23 protein-coding genes are annotated in these 23,790 nt (G+C 38.7%); all 23 read right to left on the bottom strand.

Annotated elements, in window-relative coordinates; genetic code table 11:
- Nucleotides 1–367: 367 nt before the first annotated feature.
- Nucleotides 368–2,161 carry a choice-of-anchor I family protein gene (locus PX700_RS18600; RefSeq protein ID WP_479521537.1) on the bottom strand — a complete coding sequence of 598 codons (1,794 nt, stop codon included), beginning with the start codon at nucleotides 2,159–2,161 and terminating at the stop codon, nucleotides 368–370.
- Nucleotides 2,162–2,312: 151 nt separating this feature from the next.
- The gene (locus PX700_RS18605) at nucleotides 2,313–2,915 is read right to left on the bottom strand and encodes a DUF1240 domain-containing protein (protein WP_479521538.1); all 603 of its coding nucleotides are present in this window, start codon (nucleotides 2,913–2,915) and stop codon (nucleotides 2,313–2,315) included.
- A 120-nt stretch (nucleotides 2,916–3,035) separates the two neighbouring features.
- On the bottom strand, nucleotides 3,036–3,626 hold the full coding sequence (locus PX700_RS18610; protein ID WP_479521539.1) for a DUF1240 domain-containing protein: 591 nt from the start codon (nucleotides 3,624–3,626) through the stop codon (nucleotides 3,036–3,038).
- A 138-nt stretch (nucleotides 3,627–3,764) separates the two neighbouring features.
- Nucleotides 3,765–4,370: a DUF1240 domain-containing protein gene (locus PX700_RS18615; protein ID WP_479521540.1), complete on the bottom strand. Its 606-nt coding sequence runs from the start codon at nucleotides 4,368–4,370 to the stop codon at nucleotides 3,765–3,767.
- Nucleotides 4,371–4,487: 117 nt separating this feature from the next.
- A complete protein-coding gene (locus PX700_RS18620; RefSeq protein WP_479521541.1) occupies nucleotides 4,488–4,907 on the bottom strand; it encodes a hypothetical protein in 420 nt (139 codons plus the stop codon).
- 63 nt (nucleotides 4,908–4,970) lie between these two features.
- Nucleotides 4,971–5,189, bottom strand: coding sequence for a hypothetical protein (locus tag PX700_RS18625; RefSeq protein ID WP_479521542.1), 219 nt, complete (start codon nucleotides 5,187–5,189; stop codon nucleotides 4,971–4,973).
- 205 nt (nucleotides 5,190–5,394) lie between these two features.
- Nucleotides 5,395–6,753: a bifunctional UDP-N-acetylglucosamine diphosphorylase/glucosamine-1-phosphate N-acetyltransferase GlmU gene (gene glmU, locus PX700_RS18630; RefSeq protein WP_479521543.1), complete on the bottom strand. Its 1,359-nt coding sequence runs from the start codon at nucleotides 6,751–6,753 to the stop codon at nucleotides 5,395–5,397.
- A 284-nt stretch (nucleotides 6,754–7,037) separates the two neighbouring features.
- Nucleotides 7,038–7,460 (bottom strand): F0F1 ATP synthase subunit epsilon, encoded by a 423-nt coding sequence (locus tag PX700_RS18635; protein ID WP_007377666.1) that lies wholly within the window; start codon nucleotides 7,458–7,460, stop codon nucleotides 7,038–7,040.
- Nucleotides 7,461–7,473: 13 nt separating this feature from the next.
- On the bottom strand, nucleotides 7,474–8,859 hold the full coding sequence (gene atpD, locus PX700_RS18640) for a F0F1 ATP synthase subunit beta (RefSeq protein WP_024599969.1): 1,386 nt from the start codon (nucleotides 8,857–8,859) through the stop codon (nucleotides 7,474–7,476).
- Nucleotides 8,860–8,892: 33 nt separating this feature from the next.
- Nucleotides 8,893–9,753, bottom strand: coding sequence for a F0F1 ATP synthase subunit gamma (atpG, locus tag PX700_RS18645; protein ID WP_008172041.1), 861 nt, complete (start codon nucleotides 9,751–9,753; stop codon nucleotides 8,893–8,895).
- 60 nt (nucleotides 9,754–9,813) lie between these two features.
- Nucleotides 9,814–11,355 (bottom strand): F0F1 ATP synthase subunit alpha, encoded by a 1,542-nt coding sequence (gene atpA / locus PX700_RS18650; RefSeq protein ID WP_415638644.1) that lies wholly within the window; start codon nucleotides 11,353–11,355, stop codon nucleotides 9,814–9,816.
- 14 nt (nucleotides 11,356–11,369) lie between these two features.
- Nucleotides 11,370–11,903 carry a F0F1 ATP synthase subunit delta gene (gene atpH, locus PX700_RS18655; protein ID WP_415638645.1) on the bottom strand — a complete coding sequence of 178 codons (534 nt, stop codon included), beginning with the start codon at nucleotides 11,901–11,903 and terminating at the stop codon, nucleotides 11,370–11,372.
- 16 nt (nucleotides 11,904–11,919) lie between these two features.
- Nucleotides 11,920–12,390: a F0F1 ATP synthase subunit B gene (gene atpF / locus PX700_RS18660; protein WP_004335264.1), complete on the bottom strand. Its 471-nt coding sequence runs from the start codon at nucleotides 12,388–12,390 to the stop codon at nucleotides 11,920–11,922.
- 42 nt (nucleotides 12,391–12,432) lie between these two features.
- Nucleotides 12,433–12,666, bottom strand: a complete 234-nt coding sequence (gene atpE / locus PX700_RS18665) for a F0F1 ATP synthase subunit C (protein WP_004335261.1) — start codon at nucleotides 12,664–12,666, stop codon at nucleotides 12,433–12,435.
- 69 nt (nucleotides 12,667–12,735) lie between these two features.
- Nucleotides 12,736–13,593 (bottom strand): F0F1 ATP synthase subunit A, encoded by an 858-nt coding sequence (atpB, locus tag PX700_RS18670; RefSeq protein ID WP_004335244.1) that lies wholly within the window; start codon nucleotides 13,591–13,593, stop codon nucleotides 12,736–12,738.
- A 15-nt stretch (nucleotides 13,594–13,608) separates the two neighbouring features.
- Nucleotides 13,609–13,989 (bottom strand): ATP synthase subunit I, encoded by a 381-nt coding sequence (locus tag PX700_RS18675; protein WP_415638646.1) that lies wholly within the window; start codon nucleotides 13,987–13,989, stop codon nucleotides 13,609–13,611.
- A gap of 142 nt (nucleotides 13,990–14,131) precedes the next feature.
- Nucleotides 14,132–15,055 carry a ParB/RepB/Spo0J family partition protein gene (locus tag PX700_RS18680; protein ID WP_415638647.1) on the bottom strand — a complete coding sequence of 308 codons (924 nt, stop codon included), beginning with the start codon at nucleotides 15,053–15,055 and terminating at the stop codon, nucleotides 14,132–14,134.
- A 20-nt stretch (nucleotides 15,056–15,075) separates the two neighbouring features.
- Nucleotides 15,076–15,861: a ParA family protein gene (locus PX700_RS18685; RefSeq protein WP_004335235.1), complete on the bottom strand. Its 786-nt coding sequence runs from the start codon at nucleotides 15,859–15,861 to the stop codon at nucleotides 15,076–15,078.
- A gap of 14 nt (nucleotides 15,862–15,875) precedes the next feature.
- The gene (gene rsmG / locus PX700_RS18690) at nucleotides 15,876–16,496 is read right to left on the bottom strand and encodes a 16S rRNA (guanine(527)-N(7))-methyltransferase RsmG (protein WP_007377658.1); all 621 of its coding nucleotides are present in this window, start codon (nucleotides 16,494–16,496) and stop codon (nucleotides 15,876–15,878) included.
- Between the two features lie 15 nt (nucleotides 16,497–16,511).
- Nucleotides 16,512–18,401 (bottom strand): tRNA uridine-5-carboxymethylaminomethyl(34) synthesis enzyme MnmG, encoded by a 1,890-nt coding sequence (gene mnmG, locus PX700_RS18695; RefSeq protein WP_415638648.1) that lies wholly within the window; start codon nucleotides 18,399–18,401, stop codon nucleotides 16,512–16,514.
- Between the two features lie 428 nt (nucleotides 18,402–18,829).
- Entirely contained in the window at nucleotides 18,830–19,279 is a 450-nt protein-coding gene (gene mioC, locus PX700_RS18700; RefSeq protein WP_479521544.1) for an FMN-binding protein MioC, read from the bottom strand.
- Between the two features lie 1,107 nt (nucleotides 19,280–20,386).
- Nucleotides 20,387–21,751 (bottom strand): tRNA uridine-5-carboxymethylaminomethyl(34) synthesis GTPase MnmE, encoded by a 1,365-nt coding sequence (gene mnmE, locus PX700_RS18705; protein WP_415638650.1) that lies wholly within the window; start codon nucleotides 21,749–21,751, stop codon nucleotides 20,387–20,389.
- Between the two features lie 396 nt (nucleotides 21,752–22,147).
- On the bottom strand, nucleotides 22,148–23,785 hold the full coding sequence (gene yidC, locus PX700_RS18710) for a membrane protein insertase YidC (protein ID WP_197239729.1): 1,638 nt from the start codon (nucleotides 23,783–23,785) through the stop codon (nucleotides 22,148–22,150).
- Nucleotides 23,786–23,790 lie beyond the last annotated feature (5 nt).

Genomic DNA, 23,790 nt, shown 5'->3' on the forward strand with positions numbered 1-23,790 from the left:
TCAAGGGATGCGAATAATACACCCTTTATTTTTCGAGTCAACACTTAGTTTTAAACTTTCTTTTTAGAAGATTCAAAACCGAAGTTTTATTTAACTCTCTGAGGTAGTTCGTGCCTCGCTATGCGTTGGCGTTTCCCGTCTCAGTGGGGTCGCATTATAGGGAGATTCGAGCGGGGGTCAATGTTTTATTTCAGCTTTTTGACAATTAAATGAATTTAGTATGAAAGCTATACAAATAAAGGGCTGCAGGATACTTTTAGTTTAAAAAACACTCACAATTTATGTATCTATTGATGATGTATTAATAAGGTTCAAACTAAGCTGTATGTTAAACAAACAACACACAGCTTTATTTAAAATTTAAGCCTTATTTAAGTGCTATTTCCCATACGGCAATAGAGCCTGATAGTTCATTTCCAACGATTAGGAGTGGGTTTCCTGTTGCACTTTGTTCTGCTGAAACGAATACCATTCCTTCAGGTGCTAAATCGCCTGTAATATTAGCTCCTTTAATTAAGCCTCTATTGTAAAAATAGTCTTCAAAATGCACATCATACGGATTGGTAATGTCATAAACCATAATGCTGCCCATGCGCTCCAGACCAATAAAGGCAAATGTCCGATCGCCAATTTTACCAATCGTCAACGCTTCCGGCTCTGCGCCTTTATCATCTGAACGAGAGTCTCCCTTGTTTTCATCTTCTTCATTGTTAAATGACTCACCATGCACTGACGCGGTTATGCGTGCTATATCGTCACCTGAATCAAAAACCACCAGCCCGTTACTATCCCAAATAGTAAATGAACGTGCGCCATAAGTATAAAGCGATTCGTATTGTCCATCGTTGTCAGTATCGCCTTTTGCTGTTGTTACTTTTAAGCGACCAATATCATTATCGTCGTTATTTAGGTAACTAAAATTACCAGCAAGCGTTAAATCTTCAACACGGCTTTTATCTGTATACGCTAAGCAACCATTATCTTTATCAAAATCCATCCCACCTTTTTTAATACAATCGGCTTCATCAATTGTATTAAAAGAATATTCTCTTGCGTCACCTTCGTTGGCAGACACTATAAAATCTGCACCTTTCCAACTAAAGCTAGAAATACTATCAGGCTGATAAATACCATAGAGCCCAGGATATGATTTGAAATTAACGCCGCCATCTTTATCTGAGGCATCAAGTTGTAAGCTTGACCAATCCTTAAAGCCTAAGCCTTTTAACTCAAGACTGTTGTCCTCTAAGTTAACAATTGCAAGTGCATTGTTTTCTTGAATAGATACATAAGCGTATTTATTATCTTTAGAAATACTGACGTATTCCGGCTCTAAATCCATAGCTACTGTGGTATTTATTAGATTACCGTTAATAGTACGACCATTTGGGTTTGCAAAAACTACCCCTTGCGCTTCTAGTTCGGTTTGTTTGTTGTTATAGGCTTTAAAATCAATATTTATTGCTGTATCAGCTATTACATTATTTGTTATATCGATAATACTAATAGAACCTTCAGGATCTACGCTGTAGTCGCCACTTGGTTCGCCTTCGTTAGCAACCACTACTTTTGCACCATTGTGAGTGAACGTCACCATATCTGGTAAAAAACCGACCGTTACGTTTTTAATAAATACAGGTAAGTCGCCACTTATATCGTAAAAAGCAATTTGCCCTGCATCACCCGTGTTTTTAGCCGCCATTGCCACAGCAAGTAAATTATTGTTTTCATCAATAGCAATACTGTTTGCATCGCCTTGGGTAAACTCGTTTAGAGGCAACGTAATAACGGATGTTAAATTTGTGCCGTTTATAACCCCTTCGTTATCTTTAACGAGTGCGGCAGTATCAAAGGTGTCGGCGGGTAGAATATTAACAACAGCGTCATCGCCTGAACTGTTAATAGCGTAAATCCATTTTTTAGATGCTTGATATGCAACTATTTCAGCTGCACCTTCTGGGCTTTGTGCATTTAATACACCTCTACCCACAAGGTTAATATTTAATGCTGAATTGGCATTTATACCATTTAATCCATTAGCTCCATCTGTGCCTTGTTCTCCCTGTAATCCTTGAGAGCCGTTTTGACCATCGTCACCATCAAGTGAGCAACCAGTAAGAACAGATATAAGTGACAGCGCAATAATTGATTTTTTAAACATGTAATTTTCCTTAGTATTGTATTTGCTAAATATCAACACACAGGCATGACAAGATTATGGCAGTTTTATTTTGACTAGCTTTCGACAATAAAAAAGCGAGTATATAACTCGCTTAAAGCTAAGGAGTAGCTTATTACTCATGAAAGTAGGTTTAGCTATTAATGGACTCGTTACGCCTTTTTCGAGTTTCTTTTATAAACTCTTTTAGCTCATCAACAGAAGGTTCAATTCCTTGTTGGTTTTTTTGCTCGAACCAATCGGCTATATCACTGATTATGACAGAGCCATCTTGTAAGCATAACTCATCGTTTTTCAGCCAAACATCAGGACCTCTAAAAGATGGACTAGTATACCAATAACAAAAACTATAACCCTTCCCTGCTAATTTAGACTCGATATAAAAACTATTAGTAATAGATAAAGTTATATATAGAGGAATTGCCCAAAGCATAAGTTTTACCATTAGCTTTATTGTTTTCTCGTTGCGAAAATTGAATACCTTTTGAAAACCGGCAATTGTCATAAACACAGGAAATGGTGTCATTACTATTATTGGAGCCAACAGGCCACTTTCTCTAATATAATAAAGCGAGTCATCAAAATAAACATTTTCAACAAACCCGTAATAAGAGAAATAAAATAAAGTAGTTGAGAATAATACAAAAACAACCAAGCCTATAACAACTGTTAACTTATGCTCGAAAGTTTGTTCTAAAAAGTGTTCTTCAGATTTCTGCCATTCTAAAATAGACATCAATTGTACTCATTTTTACTACGATTAAGATTTATTGTTGGAAAACAAAAAATCTATTGTGAAGTTGACTAGATTATCTGGTTTTGAAATAAAAACGCCTAAAGCAATCTTGTTTTAATTTTAACGATTATACTCTGCTCTAGTTTTCTGTATAAAAACTTCAAGCTCATTAAGCGTTGGCTCAATGCCTTTTTCATTATGTATTTCAAACCAATCTGCTATGTCACTAATTATTATAGAAGCGTCTTGTATACATAAATTATTATTTTTTAGCCAAACATCAGGCGCTCGAAGTGAGGGGTCAGTATACCAACTACAATAAGTGTAACCTTTACTTTTTAAATTAGACTCTATGACAAGATTCGTCGGGATTGATAGAATCAATAAAATAATTAAACCTACAACTGCACTTTTAAATGCATTAATTAAAGTTAATTTTATATCAAACCCCAAAAAACGCTGTAAAGTCGATAAAAACGTTAGAAATAAGCAAGGTAATAATAAAAAAGATAATAGTATGGTGGCTTGCTCTTTTATGAAAAATTGAGGCTGACTAACTAAAAATATAGTTTCCACTTCGGAAAAAAAGTTTAAGGCTATTTTATAGCACAGTCCTCCACTAACAATTAACAAGAAGAAAACAGAAGCTAATTCTTTCACATTTGCAAGAGATAACTTTTCATCTGCTTTTTTCCATTCTAAAATAGGCATTAGTTATAGCTCATTTCTGTTTCAACTTATATTCATCAACTAGACCGCAATAAACATAGCCCCTCGGTTGCATAAAAGTGAGTCATAAAATAGTTCTACATAGATGTTAGCTTATTACTCTTTAATGGTGACTTTTCACTACTTATAATTAGTATAATCATCACGGCTTTTTCTAGTTTCTTTTATAAACACTTTAAGCTCATCAACTGAAGGCTCAATACCCTGTTGGTTTTTCCGCTCAAACCAGTCGGCAATATCATCAATTATAACGGATCCATCCTGTAGGCATAGTTCCTCGTTTTTTAGCCATACATCTGGAGCACGGAATGAGGGTGCTGTATACCAACTGCAATAACTATAGCCACGTTTTTCTATACTTGATTCTACATAGGTATTAAATGGTATAACTCCAAATGCCAAAAATAAACAACCGTAAATACCGCTTTGAATGGCTCGTTTTATAGATAACTTAAAACTAAATTTAAACAAAAATTGAATTGCTGCCATAGCAAAATAAAACCAAAATGGAATTAAAGATATTAGCAAAACTTTACCACTGCTTTCTTTAAAGTAAAACGGGTCTTCACGGCTTATAAAAAGTAATTTATATTCATAATAAAAATTAATACCTATTAGGCAAATAATTACTAAAATAATCAACAACAATAGAATTTTAGAAAAAACTTCATTCTTACGAGCCTCTTCGTATTGGGGCTCCAATTCTCTCCAAATTAATAACTTCACTTACGAGGAGCCTTATTAAAAGTAGGTATGGCAAAAATTTTCTTCATAAAATCAACAGGGCTTTCTTTAGAAGATTCCTCTAATTGCTGTATTTGATTATTAATTATAATTTTTTATCTATAATATTTTTTCAGCGATTCGAAGGCTTTTAACAACATAACTCACGTACGCCGTAGTATCTGAAAAAATCCAAGCAAATAGAAACCCTACGGATACAACGATAATTAAAGGTGCTATAGCAATACCTGCAATTAGAGTCCCACCCATGGCGATTATAGCAGAGCTTGTAGCAATAGCGGCCCCAACTACTGCCATGTCGACCGCAACACCCGCAACTAAGTCATGCCATGTTTTTTGATCGTTTAAAAGATAGTCTGTAGCATGAAATGTCACTGAAATTATTAGAGTGAGCACAAACCCACCCTTCATCGCTTTTGCAGCTTCTAATTTACCGACACCTATAGTAAAAAGTTTGGGGTTACTTGCTAAATAACGAGTACCCGTTAAATGAGCTCTGATACCAGGGTAAGAAGTCATTATAATAGCGGGAGAGCCGTTATAAACTTTAATTTTAAACTTACCGAAAACATTACCTTGGCGCTACATTGCAGCCGCTATAATGGCTAATGCCTTCATATCATCAAATAAAGGGTATAACCCACCTCCTGTCTTTAATGGATCCTTAATTCGTTTCCATTTACTTGATAGTGAATTATGCTCTTCCAGTAACTCATCAAGCCAATCAACCACTTCAGAACGAGATTTACCTTGCTTCATCTTCACAGAAATAATGTAGTCTACAAACTCTGCAGAGTCCATTTGTATCAGCGTGTGATTGTTACCTGATAGAAGACTTTTAATTTGATTTTGACGTTGCCTTTAGGCAATAGCACGGCGAGCATATGCAGACATAAGAGTTCCTTGAGTATATTTTTTAATCCGTTAACCATAAGTTTAAATAATAGTCAAAATATAAGCAATAAAAAAGCGAGTATGTAACTCGCTTTAAAAAGGTGTTGGCTTATTATTTTTTAACTGGGCGTTTCCAACCCGTTAAATTACGCTGTTTAGAGCGTGCTATTGCTAATTGATCATCTTCAACGGTACTGGTGATCACAGAGCCTGCACCAATTGTTGCAGTTGCACCTATATTTACTGGGGCAACGAGTGATGAATTAGAACCAATAAAGGCGTTATCACCAATAATAGTTTTTGCTTTGTTAACACCATCGTAGTTACAGGTAATAGTGCCCGCGCCAATATTCACTTTTTCGCCAATTTCAGCATCACCCAAGTAGCTTAAATGATTAGCTTTAGAGCCTTTACCTAGACGAGTTTTTTTCATCTCTACAAAGTTACCAATGTGCGAGTCTTCTTCCATTACAGCACCAGGGCGAAGGCGGGCATAAGGACCCAGCGTACATTTATCTGCAACTGTGGCATCGTCAATCAGTGTATTAGCTTTAATAACAACGTTATCGCCAATGCTACAGTTTTTAAGTACGCAGTTTGGACCTATTTGTACATTGTTACCAAGCGTAACAGTGCCTTCAAAAATAACGTTTACGTCAATAAGTACATCTTCACCGGTGGTCACTGTTCCACGCACATCAATACGCGCAGGATCAGCAAGTGTTGCACCATTTAGCATTAGCTCTTCTGCTTGCCATGCTTGGTAAGCGCGCTCAAGACCTGCAAGTTGTACCCGGTTGTTTGCGCCTTCAACTTCCATAGCATGGTCTGGCTGAGCTGATGTAATTTCTACACCTTCACTGTGAGCCATTGCAACTATATCTGTAAGGTAGTACTCGCCTTGTGCATTGTTATTAGATAGATTGCCTAACCATGTTTTTAAAAGCTTACCGTTAACCGCCATAATACCGGTGTTTACTTCGTTAATTAGTAACTGCTCTGGGCTTGCATCTTTTTGCTCAACAATACCAACAAGCTTACCACCGGCACGAAGCATGCGACCATAGCCATTTGGGTTTACCAAGTTTACCGTTAATACAGCTAAACCATTTTTAGGTGTTGCAGCTAATAAACGCTCTAACGTTGATTGCTTTGTTAGTGGTACATCACCGTATAAAATTAATACCGTGTCTTCATCATTAATATGAGAGTTAGCTTGCGCTACTGCGTGGCCAGTACCAAGTTGTTCTGCTTGGAGTACCCAATTTACATCGTTATCGGCAAGTTGTTGTTGTAATAGTTCGCCGCCGTGTCCGTAAACTAAGTTTGTGGTTGTTGCACCTAATGCCATCGCATTATCAATAACGTGCTGTACCATTGGTTTACCTGCAACTTTGTGTAAAACTTTAGGTAGAGCAGAGCGCATACGAGTACCTTTACCCGCTGCAAGAATAACCGTTGTTAGAGCCATTAAAACAATTTCCTTTTTCCGTTGTTTTAGCTAAATAAGTCTTATGTATGATCAGAAGATTACGTAAACCACTTCTTGTGCAAATACTCAGTAGCTTATTTTACTATCACTGAATCTTGACTGAAAAAATAGACTTAATTGAATGGCGTTATTGTAGCGAGGATTGGTTAAGGATATAAGTGTAAATGTGTAGATAACAATCTGACTATGGTATTTAGTGTAAATACAAAAGTAACAGGCACAAAAAAGCCCACTTAAAGTGGGCTTTTTAAAACCGGATAGGCTTACTTGTGACGTAATTGCTGAATTACGCGTAACTGAGCAACTGCTTCTGCCAGTCGCGTAGCCGCTTGCTGATAATCAAACTCAACAGCTGACGAATTCGCCATATGTTCTTCAGCTTCACGTTTAGCTTTTTGTACTGAATCTTCATCTAAATCTTCACCACGAACCGCAGTATCTGCAAGAATCGTGATGTGATTTGGTTGAACTTCTAATGTACCGCCAGCAACATATATCACATCTTCGTGACCAAATTGCTTAACTAAACGTACCATACCAGGTTTAAGGGCAGTTAGTAGTGGAGCATGACCTAGGTTTACACCTAGCTCGCCTTCACTACCAGATACTTGAATCGATTCAACAAGACCAGAGAACAAACTCTGTTCTGCGCTTACTACGTCAAGATGTACAGTCATCGCTGTCATACTACCCTCCTAGTTACATGCCTTTGGCTTTTTCTTGAGCTTCTTCGATAGAGCCAACCATGTAGAACGCTTGCTCTGGAAGGTCATCAAACTCGCCGTTTAAAATGCCTTTAAAGCCAGCAATTGTATCTTTTAGTGATACGTATTTACCAGACGCGCCTGTAAACACCTCTGCCACGAAGAATGGCTGAGATAGGAAACGTTGGATTTTACGTGCACGAGATACAAGTTGCTTATCTTCGTCAGAAAGCTCGTCCATACCTAGGATTGCAATGATGTCTTTAAGTTCTTTATAACGCTGAAGAACTGTTTGAACGCCACGTGCAATACCATAGTGCTCTTCACCAATTACTTGTGGATCAAGCTGACGTGAAGATGAATCAAGTGGGTCTACCGCTGGGTAGATACCAAGTGATGCGATATCACGTGAAAGTACTACTGTTGCGTCTAAGTGAGCAAAGGTAGTTGCTGGAGATGGATCTGTTAAATCATCCGCAGGTACGTATACCGCTTGGATTGAAGTGATTGAACCCGTCTTAGTAGAAGCGATACGCTCTTGAAGCACACCCATTTCTTCAGCAAGTGTAGGCTGATAACCTACCGCTGATGGCATACGACCAAGTAGTGCAGATACTTCTGTACCAGCAAGTGTATAACGGTAGATGTTATCTACGAAGAAAAGTACATCGCGACCTTCGTCACGGAACTTTTCAGCCATAGTAAGACCTGTTAACGCTACGCGTAAACGGTTACCTGGAGGCTCGTTCATCTGACCGTATACAAGCGATACTTTATCAAGTACGTTTGAATCGTTCATCTCATGGTAGAAATCGTTACCTTCACGTGTACGCTCACCAACACCTGCGAATACTGAGTAGCCGCTGTGCTCGATTGCGATGTTACGGATAAGTTCCATCATGTTTACGGTTTTACCAACACCGGCACCACCGAATAAACCAACTTTACCACCTTTAGCAAACGGACATACAAGGTCGATAACCTTGATACCTGTTTCTAAAAGTTCAACTGAACTTGATTGCTCTTCGTAAGAAGGCGCTGCACGGTGAATAGACATACGGTCTTCTTCGCCGATTGGACCCGCTTCATCGATTGGCTCACCAAGTACGTTCATGATACGACCAAGTGTTGCAGTACCAACTGGAACTTGAATCGATTCACCTGTATTCATAACTAAAGCACTACGACGTAAACCATCAGTAGTACCCATAGCGATAGTACGCACTACACCGCCACCTAGCTGTTGTTGGACTTCTAAAGTCAAACCAGCTAAATCGCCATCTGTAACTCTTAGTGCGTGGTATACCGCTGGCACGCTATCTTGTGGAAATTCAATATCCACAACGGCGCCGATAATTTGGACGACCTTACCTAAACTCATGTCTATTCCTCTCGTTAATCTTTACCCGAAGCATTAAACTGCTGCTGAGCCAGAACAAATCTCACTAATTTCTTGTGTGATTGCTGCTTGGCGAGCCTTGTTATAAACAAGCTGTAGCTCATCCATAAGGTCACCTGCGTTATCTGTTGCAGCTTTCATTGCAACCATACGAGCAGCTTGTTCAGAGGCAGCATTTTCTACTACACCTTGGTATGCTTGAGACTCAATAAAGCGTACTAACAAAGACTCTAAAATAGCCTCTGGGTTTGGCTCGTATAAGTAATCCCATGTGTGAGCAGATACTTCTTCTTCAGCTTTTGGCAAAGGGAGTAACTGATCTATAATTGGCTCTTGCTTCATGGTATTAACGAACTTGTTATATACCAAGAATAAACGGTCTATTTTGCCTTCAGAAAATGCATCAAGCATTATTTTTACAGGACCAATAACATCTTGTACTGAAGGTTTATCTCCTAGGCCCGCTTTTTTAGCGAGTAGTTGACCACCAAAACGTTGGAAGAAACCAGCTGCTTTACTACCTAAAGTAGCAAACTCAGCATCAACACCTTTTTCTTTCCACGCTTTAACATCAAGTGCAACTTTCTTAAACTCGTTTGAGTTTAGACCGCCACACAGACCACGGTCTGTAGAGATAACAATATAACCAACTCGTTTTACTTCACGATCTTTTAAGAACGGGTGAGTAAAATCAAGATTTGCTTGAGCAACACGACCAATTACTTCACGTAATTTGTCAGCGTATGGACGGCTTGAAGCAACGCGTTCTTGCGCCCTTTTCATTTTAGACGCAGCAACCATTTCCATTGCGCTAGTGATCTTTTGAGTATTTTTAATACTCCCGATCTTGCTTTTAATCTCTTTTCCGCTGGCCATGACTCTCTCTCCGAATCAAGGTGTGCTTTAGTTTCCTAAAGCGCACCATTAATAACTAAATTACCAAGTTTGCGTAGACTTGAACTTCGTTAGAAGTTCTTTAAGCTGCGCTTCGATCTCGGCATTTAAGTTACCAGTTTCATTGATTTGAGCCACAAGCTCTGCGTATGTGCTACTTGCATAAGAAAGTAAAGCAGCTTCAAAGTCACCGATTTTCGCGATTTCGATATCTTGAAGGTAGCCTTTTTCAGCAGCAAATAACGACAAAGACATATCAGCAACAGACATTGGCGCGTACTGTTTCTGCTTCATTAGCTCTGTTACACGCTCACCATGCTCAAGTTGAGCACGAGTTGCATCATCAAGGTCAGACGCGAACTGCGAGAACGCAGCTAATTCACGGTACTGAGCTAGGGCTAGACGAATACCGCCACCTAGTTTCTTAACGATTTTAGTTTGTGCAGCACCACCAACACGCGATACCGAGATACCAGCATTTACTGCCGGGCGGATACCTGAGTTGAATAAGTCAGTTTCTAAGAATATCTGACCATCGGTGATAGAGATAACGTTAGTCGGTACGAACGCAGAAACGTCGCCGCCTTGAGTTTCAATGATTGGCAATGCCGTCAATGAACCAGTTTTACCTTTCACTTCACCATTAGTGAACTTTTCAACGTAATCTGCGTTTACACGCGATGCACGCTCTAAAAGACGAGAGTGAAGATAGAATACGTCACCTGGGTATGCTTCACGGCCTGGTGGACGCTTAAGTAGTAATGAAATTTGACGGTAAGCAACTGCTTGCTTAGACAAATCATCATATACGATTAATGCGTTTTCACCACGGTCACGGAAGTATTCACCCATAGTACAGCCCGCGAACGGTGCTAAGTACTGAAGTGCCGCAGATTCAGAAGCAGATGCAACAACTACGATAGTATTTGCTAGTGCACCATGCTCTTCTAATTTACGAACTACGTTTGCAATAGTAGATGCTTTTTGACCAATCGCAACGTACACACACTTAACGCCTGTGTCTTTTTGATTGATGATTGCATCGATTGCTAGTGCAGTTTTACCTGTTTGGCGGTCACCGATGATAAGTTCACGTTGACCACGACCAACTGGAATCATCGCATCAATAGATTTATAACCAGTTTGAACTGGCTCATCTACAGATTTACGCTCGATTACACCTGGTGCAATTTTTTCTACAGGTTCAAACCCGTCATTATCTAGAGCGCCTTTACCATCGATTGGTGCACCTAGTGTGTTTACAACACGACCAAGTAGACCAGGACCAACAGGAACTTCTAAAATACGACCAGTTGTATATACTTTTACGCCTTCAGTAAGGTCAGCGTACGGACCCATTACTACTGCACCAATTGAGTCGCGCTCAAGGTTTAGTGCGATAGCATAACGGCTGCCAGGAAGCTCAATCATTTCACCTTGCATACAGTCAGCAAGACCGTGGATGCGGATGATACCGTCAGTAACAGATACAATAGTACCTTCGTTACGAGCTTCACTTACAACTTCGAACTTCTCAATACGTTGTTTGATCAGATCTGAAATTTCAGTGGAATTAAGTTGCATGCTCTTTTTCCCAATTACGATTGTAGTGTTGTAGCTAAGCGGCTTAATTTACCGCGAATAGTACCGTCGATTACAGTGTCGCCAGACCTAATAATAAGCCCACCAACCACTGACGCGTCTTCACTACAATTCAGCTTAACTTTGCGTGCGAAACGTTTTTCAAGTGCCGCTACCAATGACTCTTGCTGCGCAGCAACAAGAGGAGTTGCAGAAATCACATCTACTTCGATTTCTTTATCGTATTCTGCTTTAAAATCAGCAAATAACTGTGCAACTTCAGGTAGAGCTGTCAAACGTCCATTTTCAGCCATCACCTTAACTAGGTTCTGACCTTGTTCATTGAGCTGCTCAGCACAAAGTTGAATAAATAATTCAGCTTGTGCAGTAGCTGTAGGCATACTCGCTAAAACAGATGATGCTTGCTCATTGCTGGCTACATGGCCTGCAAAGAACAACATATCGTTCCAGCTTTCAAGAGTGCCTTTCTCAACGGCAAGTTCAAAAGCCGCTTTAGCGTATGGGCGAGCGATAGTAGTCAAATTAGACATGCTCATACCCTCCTAATTACAGCTCAGCGACAAGTTTTTCAACGATGTCACTATGTGCGGCTTGATTAATTTCACGCTCTAAAATACGTTCTGCACCAATCACAGCCAGCGTTGCTACTTGTTTACGTAGCTCTTCTGTTATGCGATTACGTTCAGACTCAACTTCAGAGTGCCCTTGAGCAATGATACTTTCACGCTCTTGCTGACCACGAAGTGTTTCTTCGTCAACAATTAGCACTGCACGCTTTTTAGCTTGATCAATGATATCAGCCGCTTGAGCTTTTGCATCTTTAAGCTGTTCAGCAGCTTTCTTTTGCGCAAGTTCTAAGTCTTTTTCGGCTCTATCAGAGGCAGCTAAACCATCTTCGATTTTTTTCTGGCGAGCTTCAATTGCACCGTTTAGTGGTGGCCATACGTATTTCATACAAAATAATACGAACACCGTAAACGCAATCAATTCACCGATAAGAGTGGCGTTTAAATTCACAACCGCTCCTCCTTAAATAGTAAGCTGTTCAAAAAAATAAAATTAAAGTACGAACAACAATACCATAGCGATACCAACACCAATCATTGCTACAGCATCGATTAGACCAGCAAGGATAAACATTTTAACTTGTAGCGAAGGTGCAAGCTCAGGTTGACGCGCACATGCTTCAAGGAATTTACCGCCCATGTTACCAAAACCGATTGCTGTGCCGATTGCACCAAAACCAATTAGTAAAGCTACTGCGATATACTTAAGACCTAATACTAGTTCCATTTTTTTCTCCAAAGTTTCAATTGTAAATTAAAGTTAAATATTAAAAGTTATAAAAATTAAAGTTATAAATTAGTGATTATCTGAGCTTGCCATGCTTAGGTATACAATCGTTAGCATCATAAACAAGAATGCTTGTAGTGTAATAACTAAGATATGGAATACTGCCCAAACAAAATGCAATGGTAATTGCATAAAACCGATAGCGCCGATCAAGATGAAAATCAACTCACCCGCATATAAGTTACCAAACAAACGTAGTGCTAATGAAAACGGTTTAGAAACGAGTGCAATCAGTTCAAGTAATAAGTTAAATGGTATCAAAATAATTTGAACAAACATGTTATTTGAGCTGAACGGATGAAGCGTTAACTCTTTAATAAACCCGCCAATGCCTTTTATTTTGATTGAAAAGCCAACCATTAGTATAAATACACCTAGCGCTAGCGCTGAAGTCATATTGATATCAGTAGTAGGTACAATTTTCATGTACACATCGTGTGAATCCATACCAAATGCAGTTTCACCAACGAAACCTGCAAATGCTGGTAAAAAGTCAACTGGGATTAAATCCATTAAGTTCATTAAGAACACCCAAACGAAAATCGTTAAGGCTAATGGTGCAATAAGTTTGCTTTTACCATGGAAAGTATCGCGTACGTTGTCACCAACAAATTCTACGATTATTTCAATAAAACACTGAAATTTCCCAGGTACACCTAGTGTTGATTTTTTAGCGGCACTACGGAAGATCCATAAAAATATAAGACCTAGTCCGATAGACCATGCAAGGGTATCTATATGCCATGTCCAGAATCCACTGTCCGTACATGCTTTGTTGAAGGCGAGACCTGTATCGGTCGAACACATCTTAGCATTGGTCAAATGGTGCTGGATATGGCCAGATAGAGTAACTTCTTCTGCTGCCATGTTATATCCCAAAAGTTAATGTTTAAAAAAAACGGGTGCAAACAATCCAGTAAATAGCGCCAGTATATAAGTACTAAAAAAAGGTAATAAAATTACCGGAAAATGCTTCAGTACTAGCGCAAACAATACGATTGTTAGCATAAACTTTAATCCGTTGCCGCGTTTCAACGAGGCATACGCTTGATTTGCTCGGCTTGCACCCATATATCTGAATGCATAAAGCGCAAATACAAAGTGCGGAAGTACTGCTACAGCTCCACCAGCGAGTGATGAAAACGCGGCATTGACTCCCGAACTAAAAAAAATAATTATAGCAACAACTAATGCTACAACACCCTGAAGGCAAATTAACTTTAATACGGCAAGTCTATATGGACTTGCTAACTTGTCAGTCACGTTTAGTTAACCTTTATTGCGTTCTAATTGTTAGGGTGTGAAAACTGGCGAAATTATACTTAATCCTGCCAGTTTTGCAACTTGAGTAGACGCTTTGTAACACGAAATAGCTACAAATGTCCCTTTTTAGACATGTAATAAATTAATGGTGGGTATTGTCGTGATTGATATGATTTAAAATGCCGTCAAGTTCATCTAAATTAGTATAAGAAATAACAAGCTTACCTTTGCCTTTTTTATTGTAGTTAATCTCAACTTTGGCACCTAGGTTTTCAGCGAGTTGTTGCTCTAACTGCTTAACATCGGGATCTTTTTCGGTTACTTCTTTAACAGGCACAGGCTCTAAAATAGAACGTACGAGCTTTTCAGTTTCTCGAACGGTTAGTGCTTTAGCAACCGCTAAGCGGGCAGCATCTGACTGCGCTTCACCTTCAAGAGCCAACAGGCAACGAGCATGGCCCATTTCGATATCGCCATGTTCTAACAGAATTTTTACATCGCTATTTAAATTATTTAAGCGCAGTAAGTTAGTCACTGTTGTACGTGATTTACCAACGGCATCGGCTACTTGCTGATGTGTTAGTTCAAACTCTATAAGTAAACGATTAAGTGCAACTGCTTCTTCCATAGCATTTAAATCTTCACGCTGAATATTTTCTATCAGTGCAATAGCAACAGCTGCTTCATCAGGTACATCTTTAATAATACAAGGTACTGTTTCAAGCTTAGCTATTTGCGCAGCGCGCCAACGACGCTCACCAGCAATAATTTCAAAGCTATTGTGTGCAATAGGGCGCACAACAATGGGTTGAATAATACCTTGTGAGCGAATAGAACTAGCAAGCTCTTCTAACGCCTCTTCAGACATGTCTTTACGAGGTTGGTATTTACCAGAGTGTAAAAACTCTATTGGGAGTTTTTGTAATTCACTATTATTAGCCGCAGCATTTTGCACAGCCTCAGAAACGTTTGATGTGTCTTGTTCCTTGCTTGGGCTTGGTGCAGGCTTTGACGAACTTAAAAGTGCATCGAGTCCTCGGCCTAAACCTCGTTTTTTAGCAGACATGTTATTTTTTTACCTCAAAGTTAGGCGACAACGGACGCTGTTTTTTCTTTTCTGCGTAACATTTCACCAGCGAGTGCTAAATATGCTTTAGCGCCACTTGATGCCCGGTCATAGTACATAGCAGGAGTACCAAAACTAGGTGCTTCCGCTAAACGAACATTACGCGGGATCACCGTACGGTATACCTTATCGCCAAAATGTTGTTTTAATTGTTCTGATACATCATTTGCTAAACGATTACGCGGATCGTACATAGTACGAAGTATGCCTTCAATTTGTAAGCTAGGGTTTACTAACTTAGCAAGTTGCGTAATCGTATCCATTAATGCGGTTAACCCTTCAAGTGCATAATACTCACACTGCATTGGCACTAAAATAGAATCAGCTGCGGCCATTGCGTTAACAGTTAACATATTTAGAGAGGGCGGACAGTCGATAAAAATAAATTCGTACTGGTCCTGAATTTTTTCAAGTGCGTTGCGTAAACGCACTTCACGGGCAAATAATTCCATCAATTTAACTTCTGCAGCGGTAACATCACCGTTTGCAGCAATCATATGGTATTCACCAGACGTTTCTTTGATGATAACGTCTTCTATAGGCTTATCTTCAATAAGTAAGTCGTAAATAGTTGGCACGTCGCCATATTTATCTACGCCACTACCCATAGTCGCATTACCTTGCGGATCGAGATCAATTAACAACACTTTACGTTTCGTTGCAGCCATAGACGCAGCGAGATTAACAGCGGTTGTAGTTTTACCCACTCCACCTTTTTGATTTGCTAATGCGATGACTTTTGCCACAGTGTCTCTGATCCCTAGTCTTTAGAAAGAATAATTAAATGTCGTTGTGCATCTAACTTAGGTACTTCTAATGCAATTTTTTGCTCAAATTTAACGCCAGCAGGTAATGACTCTAGCTCTTCACTAGGGAACACTCCTTTAAGGGCTATAAATTTACCTGAATGATCGATTAAGTGCGAACACCAGTCAACCATATCTTGTAGTGAAGCAAATGCACGACTTAGTACGCCGTCTAATTTAACACTTGGTTGATATTCTTCAACTCTTGACTGAACCGGGGTCACATTATCAAGACCAAGCTCATGTTTAACGTGCATTAAAAATCGCACACGCTTACCTAAGCTATCTAATAACACAAAGTGTGTATTAGGCAATGCAATTGCTAATACGATACCCGGTAAGCCAGGACCCGTACCAACATCAATATAATGATGACCGGGTAAATGAGGTGCAACAACTAAACTGTCCATAATATGTTTAATCATCATTTCTTCAGGTAAGCGTACAGAAGTTAAGTTATAAGCTTTATTCCACTTATTTAATAACTCGACGTAACGAACTAGCTGTTGCTGTTGTTTTTCTGTTAGCGCAATATCAGTTTGCGCTAACAATGTAGTTAATTGTTGCTGTAACACTATGTACCCTTATCGTTACGCAGATTTGCGTAATAAGCCTTGCTTCTTCAGATACACTAATAATAGCGAAATCGCCGCTGGGGTGATACCAGAAATACGCGATGCTTGGCCAATAGTGTCAGGACGCGATTCAATAAGCTTAGCAACTACCTCATTTGATAAACCAGATACAGTTTTATAATCAAACTCTTTTGGTAAAATTGTTTGCTCGTGACGAAGCTGTTTGTTGATCTCATCTTGTTGACGCGCAATGTAACCTGCGTATTTAGTATGGATCTCAACTTGTTCAAGCGCTGCTTTATTTGTAAATTCAGATCCTAACCCTTCTATAGCCATAAGATCGTTATAACGAATCTCTGGGCGACGAAGTAATTCTTCTAAACTTGCTTCACGCGTAAGTGGTGTTTTCAGTAGTGCATTTACTTGATCTACAACGGAGTGATCTTTATGAATCCACGTATCTTTAATGCGTTGCTTCTCTTTTTCGATTACTTCCATTTTTTCGTTAAATGCCTGCCAGCGTTCGTCATTAACCAAACCTAGCTCACGGCCTTTTTCAGTTAAACGAATATCAGCATTATCTTCACGAAGTAATAAACGGTATTCGGCACGGCTGGTAAACATGCGGTACGGTTCTTTTGTACCTAAAGTTGCTAAGTCGTCGATTAATACACCCACGTAAGCTTCATCACGACGTGGTGTCCAAGAGTCTTTACCTTGCACTTTTAGCGCCGCATTCATGCCTGCAATTAAACCTTGTGCACCGGCTTCTTCATAACCGGTTGTACCGTTAATTTGACCCGCAAAGAATAAACCTTCAATAAATTTCGTTTCTAAAGACTGTTTTAAATCACGTGGGTCAAAGTAATCATATTCTATTGCGTAGCCAGGTCGGCAAATATGTGCATTTTCAAAACCTGTAATCGACTGCACAATCTCAAGCTGTACATCAAACGGTAAACTAGTCGAAATACCATTTGGGTATAATTCGTATGATGTTAAACCTTCAGGTTCAACAAATATTTGATGTTTATCTTTATCTGCAAAACGAACAATTTTATCTTCAATTGAAGGGCAGTATCGTGGACCAATACCTTCAATAACACCTGAGTACATAGGTGAGCGATGTAAGTTTTTACGAATAACATCATGTGTTTTTTCGTTTGTGTAAGTTATGTAACACGGTATCTGTTGTGGGTGATCTGATTGTTTACCCATAAACGAAAACACAGGAGTAGGTGTATCACCTGGCTGTGCTTCCATTTTTGTAAAATCAACAGTACGTGCATCAATACGTGGAGGTGTACCTGTTTTTAAACGATCAACTCTAAATGGATGTTCACGTAAGCGATCAGCTAAAGCGATTGAAGGAGGATCGCCTGCACGACCGCCTTTATAATTTTCTAAACCAATATGAATTAAGCCGCCTAAAAAAGTACCCACGGTTAAAACAACACTTGGTGCACTAAAACGTAAACCCATTTGAGTTACTACGCCAGTAACACGATCGTTTTCAACAATAAGATCATCACATGATTGTTGAAAAATCTTAAGGTTATCTTGGTTTTGTAATGTTGTTTGAATAGCCGCTTTATACAAAGCGCGATCTGCTTGTGCTCGAGTAGCACGAACAGCAGGTCCTTTTGAAGAATTTAGTGTACGAAATTGGATCCCGCCTTTATCAATGGCCTGTGCCATTGCACCACCAAGCGCGTCGATTTCTTTTACCAAATGACCTTTGCCGATCCCACCAATTGCTGGGTTGCAAGACATTTGACCAAGGGTATCCATATTGTGAGTCAGTAGCAGGGTATTCATCCCCATACGGGCAGCTGCTAATGCGGCTTCAGTGCCAGCATGTCCACCACCTACTACGATAACGTCAAAATTTTCGTGAAAAATCATTAATGGGATCCTACTTAAATCAAACCGGTAAACTTCAAAAGGGAGCGTATTCTACCTAGAAATTGGCAGAAGATAAATGATTAAACAAAGGGCAAGATCTAAGTATGTGATCTCTAATAATATAAAGGATCTTTTAAAGAGATCTTTTATTACTATTACTACTACTGATCGACTTTTCTGTTGATAAGGTTTAGATCTTCATTTAAAACATGAAATTAGATCAGATCTAAAGGTGTTAATATGATCGGATCATCCAGCAAATAAGCTCTGATCAAAAAGGCACTTTATGCACAGGGTTGAATCAGTTGGATCTTATCCAATGGATAAGCATGCTTTAAAACGCAGTTTATTCAATCTTTATCCACAAAACCTATTAAATTATTAGTAAATTGTGGGTAACTTTATATATAACTTTTTACTTGATCTGTCTATTTTATGCCTGTTTGAGCTATCCAAGAGTCTAACCATGCTAATGCAGTGTCTTCTGGTAGTGCTTCATCGAGAATATTAAGCTCTAAACGTTCTGCTACTTTTATAGCGCCTTTTTGAGTTAATAAGGCATCTATATTACGTCCTGCTAGGTTATAAGTGTCATAACTAGTGTCGCCTAAAGCGATTACTGAATATTTTAATTCAGATAAATCATCTGCTTGAGTTACATCTTCAACAAAACTAATAAGATTTTCAGGGTAATCACCTGCACCATAAGTTGATGTGCAGATTAACCAAATGGTATTTTGCTGATCAATATCGTTAAATTCAGGTTGATCATGTAGTTGCGTAGTAATACCAAGGTTATTAAGCGCGTCGCTTAATTGCTCTGCAACATACTCGGCTGATCCCATTTGGCTGCCGACAATAAGATTTACTGAACTCATGAATATTAGTGATCACATTGGTTTTAATTGCCGCCTATGATAACTGAGTGAGGATAACAGTAAAGTTAAGAGTGCTTTTTTGTATAACTATTTTTGCGGTAATTTTACACTCATTTAGAATCTCTTCTCTAAGTTGTTGATAATATAGTGTTTAACAAATTATCTTTAAATGTAATCTTCTGATCAAGTTGTTGATAACGGCGGGGAAAGCTCTGCTTAAACTGATTTTTTAGGTTGTTTTATATTCGCTAAGTTATTGATATTACTTGTCAGTAAATAATTAAATTGTAAATATCTCAATTAAAAATACATGTTGATCATAATGTGGATATAAAGCCTGTTGATAACCTTAAATTAAGATCGAAAATAATTTTTAAAAATGATCTAATAAAGGAGATCTAATGAAATTAATTAAAAATAAGTTCATAAATAGATAAATTACAATTGATCATGAGGTTTTTGCAGCTGATTTACCTAGTTTTGGTATTTATTTGAGCTGAAAATTAGGTATTGTGGATAAGTGATCTCGGTATTTTTAATTTTATGAGAATTTAGATCTGCTATTTTTATTAATTTTGCTGGTGGAGTAAGCAGATCAAAAGTTTTGAATACTTAAAAGTTGAGTCATTTTATTTAAAAATCACAGTGATTATCAAATTATATGTTGTCAAAAGTAAGCTTTTTAGAGTACTAATCAGTGTTTTTTAGCTCTTTAATTGAGCGAATAGTATCATTTTTTTGCGTGTATGAGGTGTGTTTTAGTGCATTTTTGTGAGCTAAAGTAAGTATAAGGAAGCCATTTATAACTACTTTTTGTATGACATATAACGCTATTAAAGTGTCCGGTTGTTTGAAAAGACATCGGTTTTAGCCTTAATAATAGGTGTAATTTGTGCTATTAATTCCCCCTATAAGCATTATTATTATTGTCTACTCTATATAATCTGACCTCTCTTAGCACGTAACAAAGGTAGTTTTGGATATGATTTTATTGGCAGTAATTTGCAGGCATCAGATGTACAAATACATATTTTACAGCTGAATATTTTACATAAAAAAAGAGCACCTAAGTGCTCTTATAATAAAAATATATCTGTAATAAGGTGCTTATTTACCAATACAAAATGAGCTAAATATTTTGCCAAGTAAGTCGTCTGAGGTAAATTCACCGGTTATTTCGTTTAAATACTGCTGTGTTAAACGCAGTTCTTCAGCCAATATTTCACCAGCAATGTGCATTTCTAATTGTGTTTTACCTGTTTCTAAATGATACGAAGCACTCTCTAGTGCATCCAAATGACGACGGCGCGCCATAAAGCCACCTTCTGTTGCGCCTTGAAAGCCTATACACGCTTTTAAATGCTCGCGAACAAGTTCAATACCGTCAGCATTTTTAGCACTTAAGCTGATTACCGGGTATTGTTGCTCTTGCTCCATTCCGACTATGTCGCCCGATAAATCAGCTTTATTTCTGATTACCGTCACGCCCATACCTTCTGGTAATTTTGCCATAAATTCAGGCCAAATTTTGTGCGGGTCAGTATCTATAGTATCAGTGCCATCAAGCATAAATAAAACGCGATCGGCTTGGTTTATTTCATCCCACGCACGCTCAATACCTATTTGCTCTACTCTGTCTGGGCTTTCACGTAGGCCTGCTGTATCTATAATATGCAGTGGCATACCATCTATATGTATATGCTCACGCAACACGTCGCGAGTGGTACCGGCTATTTCTGTTACGATTGCGGCTTCACGACCGGCTAGAGCGTTAAGTAGGCTTGATTTACCCGCATTAGGGCGACCTGCAATAACAACACGCATACCTTCGCGCATTATGCTGCCTTGCTTGGCTTGGTTGGTTACAGTGTTAAGCTGAGTAATAATCGCGTCTAAGTCGCCTGACACTTTACCATCGGATAAAAAATCAATTTCTTCATCAGGAAAATCTATTGCCGCTTCTACATACATACGTAAGTGAATTACTTTTTCTACGAGTGTTTCTATGTGCTTAGAAAATTCACCTTGGAGAGACTGTAGGGCGCTTTTAGCGGCTTGCTCGCTGGTAGCATTAATTAAGTCGGCGATGGCTTCTGCTTGTGTTAAATCAAGCTTGTCGTTCATAAATGCGCGCTCAGAAAACTCACCAGGCTTTGCTAAGCGAACGCCCTCTATTTTACTAATTTCTTTAAGTAACATATCCAGTACTACAGGACCGCCATGGCCTTGTAATTCAAGTACGTCTTCGCCAGTAAATGAGTTAGGACCTGCAAAGTAAATGGCAATACCTTGATCAAGTTGCTCGCCAGCAAGGCTTTTAAATGGCACATAATCGGCGTAGCGAACTTTAGGTATTTTACCTACTACTTTTTCGGCGACACTTTTAGCAAGGCTACCTGAAACGCGAATAATACCAACACCACCACGTCCAGGTGCTGTTGCTTGTGCTGCAATTGTATCTTGATTGATCATGCTATTAATTTGCCAACGATGAGTAACTTTATGCCCGTATTGTAACCTATCGATTTATTTGTAGCGAATAGCTGTGGTGAAAAACAGGCAATAAAAAAGGCGACCGAAGTCGCCTTTATATAAGTAATATACCCAAACCATATCAAGATGCGAGTTTCAGTTGGAGTTAAAAGCGATTCAGGCAAGGCATTGATTGAGAATAATAGTGGTTCTATTGTTAAAATCAATAACGCAGTATAAATCGCCTTTAAACCAACCCTTTGGGCGTTTCACAGGAACTTAATTTCATCGTTGTTACTTTTTAAAAGGGACTGCCATTCTTGCAAAGTAACGCCTTGATCTTAAGCCCCTGTGAAACGCTGAATTCTGCATCTTGATGTGGCTTGGGTATAGGCGCTAGCCTCTTACTTTAATTCCTTTCTTTTCCATGCCACGGTAGATGATTAACATCTGGACAATAGAAATAAGGTTAGACACTAACCAGTAAAGAACTAAACCAGATGGGAACCATAAGAAGAATACAGAGAAGATAACCGGCATAAAGGTCATCATTTTTTGCTGCATTGGATCAGTAACCGTCATAGGTTGTAGCTTTTGCGTTACAAACATACTCGCACCAAATAATATTGGTAGTACGTAGTACGGGTCTTGTGCAGAAAGGTCATTTAACCAAAAAATAAATTCAGCATGGCGAAGTTCAGTAGACTCTAAGAATACGTAGAACAAGGCTAAGAAAATTGGCATTTGTAGCAAAATAGGGAAACAGCCACCCATTGGGTTAACTTTTTCTTTTTTGTACATTTCCATAGTTGCTTGGCCGAACTTTTGACGGTCATCACCAAACTTTTCTTTAAGGGCTGCCATTTTAGGCTGTAGGGCACGCATTTTTGCCATTGAAGTGTATTGCGCTTTAGTAAGTGGGTACATTAACGATTTTACGATAATAGTTATAGCAATAATTGCTACACCCCAGTTACCTAAAATGCTGTGTAGCCATTTTAGCAATACAAATAAAGGTTGTGAAATAAACCATAACCAACCGTAATCTACAGTTAGGTCTAGGTCTGGGTGAATCGCTTCAAGAATATCTGACTCTTTAGGGCCCATATAATAAGTAGCAGTTAGTGTTTGTTCACTACCAGCTTGAATATTAACAGCAGGGTCTTTAGCACCAATAATAGCGGCATTACTTTTTGTAATTAAGCTATAAATTGTATTTGATTGATCCTGCATTGGAACCCAAGCACTTACAAAGTAATGCTGAATAAAGGCAACGTAACCACCTTGAGTACTTTTATTTAGGTTTTTGTCAGCCATATCCGAAAAACTATACTTTTCGTAAGGTTCTTCGTCAGTACCATATGCAGCACCTAAATAGTTTTGATCAACCATGCTGCCTTTTTCTTGTACGGTACGCTTAATTTGCGTGTATAGCTGTACTTGAAGTGGTGTGCTTGTTGTATTGTTAACTTTGTATTCTAAACCAACATCATATTGACCTTTTTTGAATACGTACGTTTTAGTAAAGTTAACACCATTACTATCAGTAAACTGAAGTGGAACGCGAAGCTCATCACCCGTTAAGGTATATGTTTTTTGTTCGGTACTATAAGTAGGGCGACCATTAGCTGATGCATCAGGGCCATTTAAGCCAATTAAGCCACTTTGTGAAAAGTATTGTCTACCTTCAATAAGCTCACCAAGAAGCATATAAGGTGTGTCGCTACCTTTGGTATCTTCATACTGAAGAAGATCTGCTTCAACAATATCACCGCCTTTGGTGTCAATTTTAACTTTAAAAACGTCAGTAGTGATATTAATTACAGAACGTTTAGCTAAAGTTGCTGAAGCGGGTAAACCTGAATCTGACGATGAAGGGATATAATCATCCGACTCTGGTGAATTTGCTTGTAGTGTTTGTGTTGTGGCACTTGGATCGACTTTAGGCTTGTTGTAATCATTATCCCATTCTTGGAACAATAAAAACGACACTAGCATTAGGCCAATTAATAAAAACGTGCGTTGCGATTCCATAACAG

The sequence above is a fragment of the Pseudoalteromonas sp. TP27 genome, assembly GCF_056470645.1.